We start from the raw sequence: 13,420 nt of genomic DNA, 5'->3' as shown, positions 1-13,420 counted from the left end.
TTTGAACCCTTTTCGCTACCGACACGCCGCAATGTCCGAACTTCCCTATGATCTGATCATCGGCGGATTCCACCGGAGCAGGCAGGTCGGGGTCGGTTCACCGGTCGGTTCACCTTGGAGACCGGGAATTCCGGTCTCCGGGTCGATGCGGAAAACGGTCACGTTGTGTGAACGTTGATTGGTTACGTAGAGGTGATCCCCGAGCAGCACCATGTGCCTCGGCCAGACCCCGTCCACCGGCACCTCGGCCACCAGCGTCGCGTCGTGGCCGTCCCAGGAGAAGGTCGACACGGTGTCCGGTCCGCGGTTCGCCACGTAGACGAACCGGCCATCACGGCCCATCGTGATCTCCGACGGGTAGACCGGCCCCGAGGACGTGCTGGTGGCGATCTCACCACGCTGCTCGAGCGTGGGCGCGCCGGCCGGGCGGTACCACCCGAGAGTGCCGGTCAGCTCGCCGACGACCAGGAGCGCGCCGTCCGCCGACCGCAGCAGGTGCCGCGGGCCGGTGCCCGGCTTCGCCTCGACGGCGACCTCCGGAAGGCTCAGGCGCCCCGAGTTCGGGTCCAGCCGGGACCGCCACACCCGATCCGAACCGAGATCGGAGATCAGCACGTCGGCGCTGTTGCCGTCCGGGACCACCTGGTGCGCGTGCGGGCCGGCCTGACGTTCGGTGTCGGGGCCGGAGCCGGTCAGGGTCAGCAGGTCACTGCGCTCGCCGGGCACGCCCTCGGCGTCGAGCGGGTGCACCGAGACCGAGCCGCTCGCGTAGTTCGCCACCACCAGGTGCCGGCCGTCGGAGCTGACCGCCAGGTGGCACGGATCCGAGCCGCCGGCCGACCGGACCGTCAGCGGGATCAGCGAGCAGTCCGACGCCACCGAGAAGGCGGAGACCGTGCCCTGGTCCAGCTCGTTCACCGCGTACAGGACCGGAAGCGACGGGTGCTGCGCCAGGAAGGACGGCGACGGGGTGCGGGCCGCCAGCCCGAGCCGGGTCAGGTCCCCGGTCACCGGATCACGCCGCACCAGCGTGATGCCGTCCCCCTCACCTCCCTTGTCACCGGTGTAGCAGCCGACGAAGACGTACTCATGGCTCGAACCCATACGTCGAATCCCACCACAGAACCCGGGAAACGCACGGCAGGACACCACCGCCGGCGGCGCGGGCCCCCGTTGATCGCCCGCGCTGCCGACGGCGGTGCCGCCGGTGCTCCCCGTCAGCCGTTCAGGAACTCGTAGGCGTCCGCCGTGGCGGCGACCGCGTCGGACGGCGCCTGGATCGGGGACGCCTTGCCGTACCGGTCGTAGACGACCTCATAGGTCGCCGCCTTCGCTTTGCCGGCCGCCGGGATCTTCACGACCGCCCTGGTGATCCGTCCCTCACCGTCGAGGGTCACCTCCAGCGGTACGGCCTTCGCCTTCTCGCCGAGCGCCTTGAGGGTGTCCGCGTCGACGATCTCGGCCTCGGTCGACCTGGTCAGGTCGGTGGTGCCGGCGTACGTGCCGCTGCCGGTCTCCTTGAGGTCGGTGGCGGCGGTGAGCAGCGTGCTCACATAACCCGGGTCGGTCTCACCGGCATAGGTGAGGTCCTCGGCCGAGTCCTTGGAGAGTTTGCCCTGGTCGAGCTTCATCCACTTCTTCGGGAACTTCGGCAGGCCGGCGTCGGCCGGCGCGTCGTCGAATGCGATCTTCGCCCAGGCCTGCTTCTCGATGACCAGGAACTTCATCGTCAGGGTCATGTCGGAGTCCGGGATCTTCTCGAAGAAGTCACTGGTGACCGACTTGTTGGGGGCGTCCAGCACGCCGCTGAACGACTGCTGCCCGCCCTTGACGGAGTAGTGGAACGCCGGGGTGGTCCTCCCCGGTACCCCCTTCGCCAGGGTGGTGGCGGCGGAGACCTGTTCCACGGTCTCCTCCACGGTGTCGGTCACGCCACACGCGCCCAACCCGGCGCCGGCGATCAGCAGGACGCCGGTCAGGGCCAGGCGCTTGGTGAGAACGTTCATCGTCTTGTCTTTCCTCACGGGGTCCGCAGTGCGTTGATGGACACAGGCTCCTGGAGACGACTGCCGATGCGCTGCGGCTATGCTGCTGCCGGCTGCCGTTCCGCTGCCGAAAAGGAGAACCGGCAGGTCAGAAGGGGTGGGCCAATGAGCGAGATGGTGGCCACCGACCCGCTGCGGTTCGAGATCCTGGGCCCGATCCGGGCCTTCCGGGACGGCCGGCAGCTCGACCTCGGCCCCGCCAAACAGCGGGCCGTCCTCGCCGTGCTGCTGCTGCACCCCGGAAAACCGGTCCCCACCCACCGCATCGTCGACGCGGTCTGGGGCGACGATCCCCCGGAGAACGGGACGAACGTCGTCCAGAAGTACGTGGCCGGGCTGCGGCGGGTGCTCGATCCCGACCGCTCCCCGCGCACCCCCGGCGAGTTGCTGGCCCTCACCGACGGCGGATATGTGCTCCGCGTCACCTCCCTCGACACCGAGGACTTCCGCAACGGCGTCGCCCGCGCCGCCGCCGAACACCGGGCCGGACATGTCGAGGAGGCCGCGCGGATCGCCCGGGCAGCCCTCGACATCTGGTACGGCGAGGCACTCGCCGGGCTCGGCGGGGCGGTGTTCGAGTCGGCCCGGACCCGGCTCACCGAGGAACGGGCCACCGCCTGGGAGGCCTGGGCGGCCATCGAGCTGTCCCGCGGCGCTTTCGCCGGGCTCGTCTCGGAGCTGTCGCGTCTGGTCCAGGAGTTCCCGCTGCGGGAAGGGCTGCGGGCGCAGTTGATGATCGCGCTGTATCGCAGTGGACGGCAGGCCGAGGCGCTCGCGGCGTTCCGTGATGCACGGGAGTACTTCCTGGACGAACTCGGCGCCGAGCCGGGCGAGCGTCTACAGGAGACGCACCAGCGGATCCTGCGTAACGAGCCGGTCGGCGGGGAGCCTTCCGCCGTCTCGGCGCTGTCGCCGTCTTCCCCCGCGTTCGTTCCGCCCGACGTTCCCGCCTTCGTCCCGCGGCAGGTTCCTTCGCCTCCGCAGCCATGGCAGGCGACCGCCGTGCCGGAACGTCTGTTCGGGCCGCGCCGCCGAGGATTCCCCTGGGCCGAGGTGGTCGCCGCCACCCTGCTGCCGATCATGACGTGCTCGGTGGGCAGCTGGATCTACTTCGTCTACGCCGCGGCCCAGCGCCGCGCCAGGCGGGAGACGATCACCGCCATCGGCTACTTCGCCGCCGTTCTCACGATGATCACGCTCATGGCGATCAACCCGAGCGGCCTGGACAGTGAGAACTTCAGCGGCCAGGAGGAGGCCGGCATCCTGCTGGGCCTGTTCATCGTCGTGGCGGCCACGGTGCACGGCGCGATCCTGGCCTCTCATCCCGGCGACAACCGCCAGGACCGGGCCCGCCGCGACCTGGCCCGCCAGTTCGCCCTGGTCGACCCGGCAGGCGCCCGCATGGCCGGTATCGGCCGTCCCGACCTGCTACGCCCCTTCGACGACGGCGGCCTGGTCGACCTCAACCACGCGCCACCGCAGGAGATCGCCCGGTTGCGGGGCATCACGCCCTACCAGGCACACCAGATCAGCATGGACAGGTTCACCAACGGCCCCTACCAGGACTACGAAGACCTGTCACAGCGCGGCCTGCTCCCGGCGAGAACCTTGCGAGGCCTCCGCCCATGGCTGATCTGCCTCCCCACCGAACTGACCACCCGGCAGGCCCCACACCAATGAGTTCCCGCAGCCAACGCGGATCGGCACCGGCGGCAATCCGGCAGTGACATCAATCCATAAACACCAGGCTATTACCCCAGAACATCGAGCAAGTCACCTTCGTTGAAAGTCATCAGAGATTCATTCTGATAAGAATTCACCTCACGAAGGAACGGCGGCTCATCTGAACGTGCACAAACGAAGGTGACCTTCGCCGTCATGTCAGTCCGACCCGACAACGATTCAGAAAAGGAGAGAACTGTCACCAGGCTCCGCGAGCCCTCGATCCCACGAGCCGGTTTCATCCACGAACCAACCCTCATCGACGACCCTCTGAACCCCCTCGGGCAGCGCGCTCCATCGCGCGAGGGCCAGCGGTGAATCCGGCAGCCATTTCCCGCATCAGATCGTTGATCTCGATCAACTCTTCCCTCCCCCAGCCAGTCCAGACCCTTTTTGACACCCGCAAGATGGCGCACTCCGAACGGCATCAGGATAGACCTTCGCGTTATCCGCCACTCGATTTGTCACATCTTCCGGGCTGTACGGGTCTCTCGGATGGAATGGAGCGGACGAGTATCCCCCGCTAAGGGATCGCAGCGTTTGGAGTTGTTGTGGACCAGGACCGGCTCAGCGCCGGCCAGTACGTAGCACGTGTGGATGTCGTCGACCGTCAGGTCGGCCCTCTCACCCGCCACGCCTTGCGCGTCGGTCACCAGACCGCGGCTCCACCTCCGGCGACGGCCACAGCGCCCAGGCCAGCAGACCGGCGGCGAGCACGCCCGCCATACCGCCGGCGACGGCTCGGATCCGCCCACGGCTCCACCTCGGCGGCGTACGCCCGCTCTTGTCCCTCAGCGAGCCATGGAGCCGCTTGTCAATCCGTCCACCCAGCACGCGGGAGATCGTGGCCGCAGAATCCGGCGGGACAAGAGGTCAGCGGGCGGCCGCGGCAGCCAGCTGGCGCCGGGCCACGTACTCCACCAGCTCGATCAGCACGTTGCGGGCGGCGCCCTGGTCACGGGCGTCGAAGAGGACGACCGGGACGCCCGGGTCCAGGTCGAGCGCGCGGGCCACCGCCTCCGGCGCGTACTGGTGCTGGCTGTCGAAGCAGTTCACCGCCACCACGAACGGGGTGCCGCGCTGCTCGAAGTAGTCGATCGACGGGAAGCAGTCGGCGAGCCGGCGGGTGTCGGCGAGCACGACGGCACCGAGCGCGCCCTGCGACAGCTCGTCCCACAGGAACCAGAACCGGTCCTGGCCGGGCGTGCCGAACAGGTAGAGCTGGAGGTCCTCGGTGATGGTGATCCGGCCGAAGTCCATCGTCACCGTGGTGGTGGTCTTCGTCTCCACGCCGGAGACGTCGTCCGCCCCCTCGGCGCCGGTGAGGATCTCCTCGGTCTGGAGCGGCCGGATCTCACTCACCGACCCGACCATCGTGGTCTTGCCCGCCCCGAAGCCACCCGCGATGAGGATCTTGAGGGCGACCGGAATGCGCGACGATCCGCCGGTGCGGTCAGAGCGCACGGAGTCCATTGACAACCGCCTTGAGTACGTCGACGTCATGCGGCTGCGTGGCAGCCGGGGGTTCGTACAGCGAGATCAAACCCGCTGAGCGTAGATCACCGAGGAAGACACGCACCACGCCGACCGCCAGGTCGAGCTGAGAAGCCAGCTCGACCACGGAGATCGGCTCCCAGGCCGCCGCCACGATGGCATGGTGCTCCGGCTGCAACTGCTGTCCGGAGGTGAGATCGGGCACCGTCGCCACGACGAACGCGACCAGGTCGAAGTCGCAGTCCACCGGGGCGACACGTCCGCCGGTCATCGCATAGGGACGCACCACCGGGCCCGCGTCGTTGTCCAGCCAGTCGTGAGTCACACGCGGCTGCTCAGTAGACGTCGGACGGTGTCAGCACCGTCCGTTCGGGGGCGGCCATGGTCTGGCCGACCCGGGTGACCAGCATCGCCATCTCGTAGGCGATGAGGCCCAGGTCGGCGTCGGCGGAGGCCAGCACGGCCAGGCAGGCACCCTGCCCGGCGGCGGTGACGAAGAGGAAGGCATCCTCCATCTCCACCACCGTCTGGCGGACCTGCCCGGCGTCGAAGTGCCGGCTCGCGCCCTTGGCCAGGCTCTGGAAACCCGCTGCCATCGCCGACAGATGCTCCGCGTCCTCCCGGTTCATCGCCGCCGAGGCGCCGAGCATCAGGCCGTCGGCCGAGAGGACCACCGCCTGCTGCGCGGTTGGCACACGTTCGACCAGGTCGTCGAGGAGCCAGGTGAGATTCGCGCTCTGCTTCGTCTGTGCCACTTAAGAGTCCTTCTCCAGCATGAGGTTCTCCCCGGGACCATCGGCGTGATCGCCGTTCACGCCGGCCTCCGGCCCGGATGGTGCTTTCTCCCCGTCCACCGCGGGAGCCGCGGAGGCCGGGAGACTGACAGTGGCCGCATCGGCGGCCGGGTCCGTACGGGCCGCGTCCGCGCGACCGCGGTTGGTGCCGAGCTGCAGGGCGCTCATCAGCGAACGCGCCTGGTCGGGGCTGCGAGCCGGGGTCGTGGGTTCGGGGTCCACGACCGGCTTGCGCAGTTGCGGGGCCAGGTTCGCCTGCCGGACCCGCCGGGGCAGGCCGTCCTCACCGATGATCTCACCCGTTGTCTCGCCGACGACACGCTCGTCAGCCGGCTTGGCCTCGATCTCCTGAGGCGAGACCTCCTGAGGCGAAATCTCCTGAGGCGAGACCTCCCGCAGCGGGATCACCTGGGTGACCTCAGCGGCCTCGGGCTCAGCGGCCGGCACCGAGTTGCGCGGCACCGCGCGGGGCGCCACCGGCAGGCCCGCGGCCAGCTCGTCCAGCACGGACAGGTCGATCGTCTTGTCCACCTCGGCGGAACCGTTGACTGTCGGCAGCGTCGGCTTGCGGGTCCGCCGCCGCTGCACCAGGCCCTCGGCGCTCAACTCGGTCGCGACAGTGCTCGGCGCCGGGCCGGTGATCTCCGGGGCGGTGCGGTGCTGACCGTTCAGTGCGGGCGCCTCGACCGGTGCGGCCGGCGGCAGGACGTCGTCCGGGGCGGTCCGGCGGCCGGGCGGCGAGATCTGCTGGAGCTCGCCGCTGCTCGGCCACTGGAGGGCACCCAGCGGGTCACCCGACGGTTCGCTGGGGGTCTCTGCCCGGCCGCCGAAGCCGGCGACCAGCTCACCGGGAACGAGCACGACAGCGGTGATGCCGCCGTACGCCGAAGCACGCAACGAGACCTTGATGTTGTGCCGCTGAGCGAGCTGAGCCACCACGAACAGACCGAGCCGGGCACTGTCGGCCGGGTCGAAGTCGGGCGGCTCCACCAGGCGGCGGTTCGCCTCCACGATCGCGTCCGGGGCCATGCCCAGCCCGCGGTCCTCGATCTCGACGGCGTAGCCGTTCGGCAGGGCCTGGCCGGTGACCTGGACCCGGGTGTGCGGCGGCGAATAGGACGCCGCGTTCTCGATCAGCTCGGCCAGCAGGTGGATCACGTCACCGACGGACCGGCCGACCAGGGAGGAGGCGGCGATCGTACGGATGTCGACCCGCTTGTAGTCCTCGACCTCACTGATCGCACCGCGGACGACGTCGATCACCGGGACCGGGTTGCGCCAGCCACGACCGGGGGCCGCACCGGCCAGGATGACCAGGTCCTCGGCGTGGCGCCGCATCCGGGTGGCGAGGTGGTCGACGCGGTACAGGTCCTCCAGCTCCCGCGGGTCGGTCTCGCGGCGCTCCATCTTGTCCAGCAGGGACAGCTGGCGGTGCAGCAGCGTCTGGCTGCGGCGGGCGATGTTGAGGAAGACCTCGTTGATGCCGCGCCGGACGTTCGCCTCATCGACCGCTGACTGCACGGCCGTACGCTGCACCTCGGTGAACGCACCGCCGAGCTGGCCGATCTCGTCCTGGCCGTACTCCAGCGGCGGCGTCTCCGCGTCGACGTCGACCATCTCGCCGCGCTGGAGTCGCCGCACCACCGAGGGCAGCCGCTCGGAGGCCAGCTCGATCGCGTCGCGCCGCAGGCGGATCAGGCGGCCCACCAGCGAGCGGCCGAGGCGCACCGAGACGTAGACCGAGGCGCCCAGCGCGATCAGGCCGAGCAGGGCGGCCAAACCGAGCTTGCCGAGGATGTCGACGGCGAACGGGGTGGCGTCCTTGGACACCTGCGAGATCGTGCGCTCGCCGAAGAGCCGCAGCTCCTGGGCGGCGTAGTCGTACGCGTGCTGCCACTCGGTGCCGGAGACCGGCGGCGCGCCGCCCGCGTAGTTCTGCGCCAGCAGCTTGTTCTGCAGGATGTCGAGGTCGATGAAGGTCGGGTGGATGACCAGCCGGGCGTAGTCGTCCTGCGAGCTCTCCGGCAGGTCGGCCACACCGGCACGGAGCAGGTAACGCTCGACGCCGATGTACTCGATGAGGGTCTCGCGCGTCTTGTTGTCGATCCGGCCGCCCGCGTTCGCGCCGGCCAGCAGCGCGTCGATACGGCTCAGATACTCCAGGCCACGGAAGGTGGCGATGACGCCACGGACCTCACGGTCCACTCGCTCATGGAAGAAGACCGCAGCGGTACGGGAGACGTCGAACGCCAACTCGATGATCGAGTCGTACTTCTGCGCCAGGTAGAGGAAGCTGGTGCGCCGCTCGTCGACCTCCTGGCGCAGCGGGACCAGTTCATCGATCTTGATGAGGAACTCGTCGACCTCGACACGCAGGTCCTCGGTCATCTCGGCGTCGGCCGCGGCACTGCGGAACTCGGCGACGATCTGGTCGGTGGTGTCACGCTCACGGCCCAGCTCGGTCTTCGCCGGGCGGGTGGTGGCCTGGTAGATGGCCGAGAAATGGCGTTCCCGCTGCAACTGGGCGATCAGTCGCATGCCGGGGTCACCGAGCTTCTGCACCGCGTCACGTGCATTGAGCAGCGTGAATGCCGGGCCGGCGGTCACCACGGTCGCGAAGATCCAGATCGCGAGCAACGCGGACAGCGGCACCGCGACCATCGCGATGATCTTCGAACGGATCGACCAGTTGCGGCTTCTCATCAAGCTCCGCCAGAGGGGTTCGGCAGGGAACGATCAGCGGACCGCCCGTGGCACCGGCCGTTGGAGAACGGGGGGAACGTCCGGTACGCCCGTGGCGAGCGCTGGCAAAGAATACGTAATGACGTCCGTCTCAGCTAGCTCCCGGACCCGCCGGATCCCCGCTGTCTCTCCTGTTTGTCCAGCCAGAACGGCACACGATCTTTTTCTCATCGATCGTCGGTGTTACGACACTGTGCGCCCGCACACTGCCCGATTACGACCCTGGTGCGCGTTATTCGCGCGGACGGGATTGGCGCGAGGTACGTGGTGGGAATACAGGGGTGGAAGAAGGAGGAACCTGATGTCCACCACCGCCACCATCGTCCTGATCGTCGTCGTCCTACTGGTGCTGGCCGCGATCGTGGTCGGTGTCCAGGCGGCGCGTCGTCGCCGGCTCCGGCAGACCTTCGGCCCCGAGTACGACCGTGTGGTCGCCGACACCGGCAACCGCACCGAGGCGGAGAAGGAACTGCTCGAACGCACCAAGCGGCACGCGCAGCTCGAGCTCAAGCCCCTCTCCCCCGAATCCCGAGCCCGCTACTCCGCCGCCTGGGAAGAGGTTCAGATCCGCTTCGTCGACGACCCGCAGGAGGCGGTCACGACCGCCGACGAACTGGTCACGCGCCTGATCGCCGAGCGGGGCTACCCGACCGGCGACTACGACGAGCGACTCGCCGACCTCTCCGTGGAGCACGCCGCCACCCTGGAGCACTACCGCTCCGCGCACGACATCAGCACGCGCAGCCGTGACGGACAGGCCGAGACCGAGGACCTGCGCCAGGCGCTCGTCCACTACCGCGCCCTCTTCGCCGACCTGCTCGGCGAGAACCCGGTCGCGCACACCACCACCCCCACCGCCGACACCCCCACCGAACACAGCCGCTGAGGAGCACCGACGATGCGCTTCTTCTCCAACGAGGCCCAGGACAACGTCGACGAGAAGACCGACCGCCCCACCGACACCGTTCCGCAGCAGCGGGCCGGATCGCCGTGGCAGAACGACACCGACCCGGAACCCACGGCCGTGGGAACGTCCGCCGTGGGCACGTCCACCGCGGGTGACGCGGACACCGTCCGCCCGGACGACGACCCGGACCGCACCGACCGGCTGCCGGACAGCGCGGACCGGACGGTGGCGTTCAGCGACGGCGTGACCCGTGACAAGGACGGCGTCGCGACCGGCGACAAGGACGGCGTCACGAGTGGCGACAAGGCCCAGGACGGCTTCCTGCCCAGCGACAAGGACCAGCACAAGGACCAGTACAAGGACAAGGACAAGGACAACGACAACGACGGGGTCGACGACACCGCCGAGGTCAAGGAGGGGTTCAAGGACGGGGATGGGGACCGCGACGAGTTCGCGGCGCCGAAGCACTCGCTTCCGGAGGACACCAAGCCCCACCACGAGCTGCCCACCGACACCACGCCGGTGACCGTGGAACCGGACGAGGACCCGGTGGTGGACACCGAACCGGTGACCGAACCCGTGGTCGAGCCGGTGGCGGCGACGACCGCGTCCGGCCCGCTGCCGTTCTTCCCGGCCGCCGACACCCAGCCGCTGCGCGACCGCTGGCGCGAGGTGCAGCTCCGTTTCGTCGACGACCCGAAGGGCGCCACCGGCGAGGCATCGAGCCTGGTGGACGAGGCTGTGGACAAGCTGTCGACGGCTCTGCGCGAGCACCGGGGCTCCTTCTCCAAGGGCACCGACGACACCGAGGCGCTGCGGGTCGAGCTGCGCAGTTACCGCGACATCCTGGACCGCCTGCTCGGTCTGTAGCAGCGACCGGGGCATGACAGAGGGGGAGCCGGTGGCTCCCCCTCTGTCATGCCGACGGTGAGACCGACGGCGCCGGGGACTCACTTGTGGACGGTGTCACCGAAGCCGACACGGAGGCCGAGACCGACGCCGAGACCGAAGGCGACGACGGCGGGGGTGGCGGCGGCGAAGGTGGCACGGGCGACGGCGAGGCGCTGGGCGTCGGGCTGGAGATGCTGGTCGCCACCGGGGACGGCTTCACCGAGGTCGGCGTGGCGGTCGAGGTGAGCGGCGTGTACGTGTACGTGCTGAGTGGCTCGTCGTCCGGGAACTCGCCCGCTCCGGCACCACCGAGGTCCATACCGGCGCCGGGAAACTGCTCGTCCACCGGCCCGGGACGCTGACCGGGGGCGAGATTGACCGCGCCGAGCTGGGCGCCGAGCCACAGGGCCGGCCCGAGACCGACCGCGAGTATGGCTCCGAAGAGCGCCAACGGCCCTCGTTCCATGACGGCCCCTCCCCCGCTTCGCCCGACGATCGTCTCGCCTCACCCCGGGGACCTGCTACCCATTTCGGACGGAGGCGAAGCGAACAATCGCTGGAGCTATTGTGACCCAAAGTGACAAGGCGGTTGCTCATCCGTCGCACACGCGACTGCGTTCACTTTCGGGTACGGGAGTGGGCTCCGACGGGTTCAGTCGATCACCTCATCGGGTGCCGGCGAGGAACGCCACCGCCTCCTCCCAGGCCGCCCATCCACCCGGCAGTTCGTCGGTGTCGAGCGCCGGTCGCAGACTCAACTCGCCGCCCGCCCGCATACCGAGCGTCCAGCCCTTGCGCCGACCGGGCAATGTGGCCACTCCGGCAACATCGGCGAACGGGACGAACCGTCCCCCATCGGGCATTACAAGAGCATCACTCGCGGGAATCATGGCCGGTTCACCCGCCGGTGCCGCTGCGGCGCCGATCGACGCCGCTGCTCCCCCGGCCGGCACCCCGTCCGCGGCTATTCTGGTCAGCCGCCGTTTCGACTCCGGGCCACGGCCGCGCGGCAGGCCCGGCACCAGCAGCAACCCGAGATCGGTGATCAGCACGTCGGTGCGGGCGCCGTCCGCGGAGAGGTTGATCAGTCCACCGAGGACCTGGGCGCGCGCCGCACCCGGCCGGGATGCCGCCGCGGCGAGATCCACGCCCGCCTCGGTCAGGTAGACCCGGACCGCCTCGGTGGTCTCCGGGTCGGCGGCCGCCGACGCCAGTTCGGCCAGGTCGAGGTTGGTCCCGTCGGCGGCGGCCACCTCGGCCGCGCCGGTCCAGCTGTGCCGCCAGCGGGCCACGCCGCTGCGCAGTGCGGCGAGAGCCAGCATCAGGCCGAGCAGCTCGACGATCCGGGACATGGTCTCCTCCGGTGACGCCTCCGGGAAGAGTGTCTCGGCGGCCGTCCGCAACCTCCCGTCGGCGGCGAGCGAGAGCAGCTGGCCGGCGTCGTGGACCGGGCTGCCGACAGCCCGGGAGATCGACGCGAGGGCGGCCTCGGCCTCCCGCTCCATCTCGGAGGTACGGGCCACGCTGAGGCATTCGTCCCAGCTCACCACGGATCGTCCGCGAGGAGGGAAGGCGACGTCCTGGAGCGCCCGCCCGAGAGCCGGCAGATCGGGCACGAGTTCGTCGACCGGCTCGCCCGAATCAGAGCCGGACCCAGCGGCGCTGGCGGAAGAAACGGCGCCGGCGCCGGGGGAAGGAGCGGCGGCGGCAGGGGCGGCGGCAGGGGCGGCGGCGGCAGGGGAAGAAACGGCGGCGGAAGAGGCGGCGGCAGGAGAGTCGGAGAGGGAAGAGCCGGCAGGGGAAGAAGCCGCGGATGGATCAGCGGCAGCGCCGGCGGCGGGATCGGAGGCGGGCGCGGCGGGAAGGAGCGCCTGCAGGGCAGCGATCCGCTCACCCAGCGGCGGATGCGTGTCCCACGGTCCAGACAGCTCCGGATCCCGGGCCCGCAGCATGGCCATCTCGGTGCTCCGGGCCGCCAGCACCCGCAGCAGCCCGCCGAACACGTCGTCCGGCACGAATCCGGCCTGCCAGCCGGGCCCGACGTACTCGGCGTGGAACAGCCGCTGCATCCCGGCCAGCGCCGGCAGGTCCCGCAGCGCGGCGATGGTCGCCTCGACCCCGGCGTGCCGCGCGGCGAGACGGTCGGCGGCTAGTTCCTGGGCGCGGCTGAACGGCGCGTCCACCCGCCGGTAGAACCCGGCGTAGGCCCGCAGCACGATTCCGGCCGGCCCACGCCGGGAGATCCGCGGCATGGTCCGGCCGATCACGACCCGCCCGCGGTGGGCGAGCGGCGCCCACCGGCCGAGGGCCGCCGACCCGTGGGCCAGTTCGTGGGTGACGACGGCGGTGAGCCGGTCCGGCTCGAGTGCCTGGAGCAGCGGCAGGCCGAGGTAGAGGTCGCGGCGCCCGCCGATCAGGCCGAGCAGCCGGGTACGTTCGCCGAGGGCCACGGTGGCGTCGGCGACGACGGTCACGCCGGCCGGCGCGCCGACTCCGGCGGCCTGCGCGGCGCCGTCGATCATCGCCCAGAGGCGTGGCGCCTGCTCACGGCCGACCGCCACACCACCGGGGGTGCGGTGGCGGGTGTGCAGGGCGTGCCACGTGGCGTACGACAGGGTGCCGAACGTGGCGAGGCTGAGCGGCACGCCGACCCGGAGCGCGAGCGAACCGGGCAGCAGCGACAGCACCGCCCAGAGCGCGAGGAGCACGGCCGCGAGCTGCGCTCCGGCGACGACGAGGAACCCGGCCAGTGCGGCGGCCGACCGCCCCGCCCCTGGTGCACCCTTGCTCAACCCGCGCTCCCTCTGCCGGTGGGCCACCCAGAC

General features: G+C 70.2%; 11 protein-coding genes. 4 read left to right on the top strand and 7 right to left on the bottom strand.

Going from position 1 to position 13,420, the window contains the following annotated elements; genetic code table 11:
- Positions 1-45 precede the first annotated feature (45 nt).
- Positions 46-1,104, bottom strand: a complete 1,059-nt coding sequence (locus ACFO0C_RS45250) for a lactonase family protein (protein WP_378073066.1) — start codon at positions 1,102-1,104, stop codon at positions 46-48.
- A gap of 113 nt (positions 1,105-1,217) precedes the next feature.
- Complete coding sequence (locus tag ACFO0C_RS45245) at positions 1,218-2,006, bottom strand: hypothetical protein (RefSeq protein ID WP_378073065.1); 789 nt, start codon at positions 2,004-2,006, stop codon at positions 1,218-1,220.
- Between the two features lie 144 nt (positions 2,007-2,150).
- Here ACFO0C_RS45245 and ACFO0C_RS45240 point away from each other — a divergent pair, with 144 nt between their 5' ends.
- Entirely contained in the window at positions 2,151-3,725 is a 1,575-nt protein-coding gene (locus ACFO0C_RS45240) for a BTAD domain-containing putative transcriptional regulator (RefSeq protein WP_378073064.1), read from the top strand.
- Positions 3,726-4,640: 915 nt separating this feature from the next.
- Here ACFO0C_RS45240 and ACFO0C_RS45235 read toward each other — a convergent pair.
- The 4 genes from ACFO0C_RS45235 to ACFO0C_RS45220 all read right to left on the bottom strand — a co-directional run bounded on the left by ACFO0C_RS45235 (position 4,641) and on the right by ACFO0C_RS45220 (position 8,758).
- Positions 4,641-5,240 carry a GTP-binding protein gene (locus ACFO0C_RS45235; RefSeq protein ID WP_378073063.1) on the bottom strand — a complete coding sequence of 200 codons (600 nt, stop codon included), beginning with the start codon at positions 5,238-5,240 and terminating at the stop codon, positions 4,641-4,643.
- Positions 5,221-5,532: a DUF742 domain-containing protein gene (locus tag ACFO0C_RS45230; protein ID WP_378073118.1), complete on the bottom strand. Its 312-nt coding sequence runs from the start codon at positions 5,530-5,532 to the stop codon at positions 5,221-5,223. The genes ACFO0C_RS45235 and ACFO0C_RS45230 overlap by 20 nt, the downstream gene beginning before the upstream one ends.
- A gap of 64 nt (positions 5,533-5,596) precedes the next feature.
- Positions 5,597-6,016, bottom strand: coding sequence for a roadblock/LC7 domain-containing protein (locus ACFO0C_RS45225; protein ID WP_378073062.1), 420 nt, complete (start codon positions 6,014-6,016; stop codon positions 5,597-5,599).
- A complete protein-coding gene (locus ACFO0C_RS45220) occupies positions 6,017-8,758 on the bottom strand; it encodes a nitrate- and nitrite sensing domain-containing protein (RefSeq protein ID WP_378073061.1) in 2,742 nt (913 codons plus the stop codon).
- A gap of 340 nt (positions 8,759-9,098) precedes the next feature.
- Here ACFO0C_RS45220 and ACFO0C_RS45215 point away from each other — a divergent pair, with 340 nt between their 5' ends.
- The 3 genes from ACFO0C_RS45215 (at position 9,099) to ACFO0C_RS45205 (ending at position 10,957) form a co-directional block, all read left to right on the top strand.
- Positions 9,099-9,683: a hypothetical protein gene (locus ACFO0C_RS45215; protein ID WP_378073060.1), complete on the top strand. Its 585-nt coding sequence runs from the start codon at positions 9,099-9,101 to the stop codon at positions 9,681-9,683.
- Between the two features lie 12 nt (positions 9,684-9,695).
- Positions 9,696-10,574, top strand: coding sequence for a hypothetical protein (locus tag ACFO0C_RS45210; protein ID WP_378073059.1), 879 nt, complete (start codon positions 9,696-9,698; stop codon positions 10,572-10,574).
- Positions 10,575-10,660: 86 nt separating this feature from the next.
- On the top strand, positions 10,661-10,957 hold the full coding sequence (locus tag ACFO0C_RS45205; RefSeq protein WP_378073058.1) for a hypothetical protein: 297 nt from the start codon (positions 10,661-10,663) through the stop codon (positions 10,955-10,957).
- A 303-nt stretch (positions 10,958-11,260) separates the two neighbouring features.
- Here the strand turns inward: ACFO0C_RS45205 and ACFO0C_RS45200 are convergent, their stop codons facing one another.
- The gene (locus tag ACFO0C_RS45200; protein ID WP_378073057.1) at positions 11,261-13,387 is read right to left on the bottom strand and encodes a M48 family metalloprotease; all 2,127 of its coding nucleotides are present in this window, start codon (positions 13,385-13,387) and stop codon (positions 11,261-11,263) included.
- Between the last annotated feature and the right edge of the window lie 33 nt (positions 13,388-13,420).

Origin of the sequence: Actinoplanes subglobosus, assembly GCF_042650585.1 — a bacterium.
Taxonomy (GTDB): Bacteria; Actinomycetota; Actinomycetes; order Mycobacteriales; family Micromonosporaceae; genus Actinoplanes; species Actinoplanes subglobosus.
This window is presented reverse-complemented; position numbering and strand designations above follow the sequence as displayed.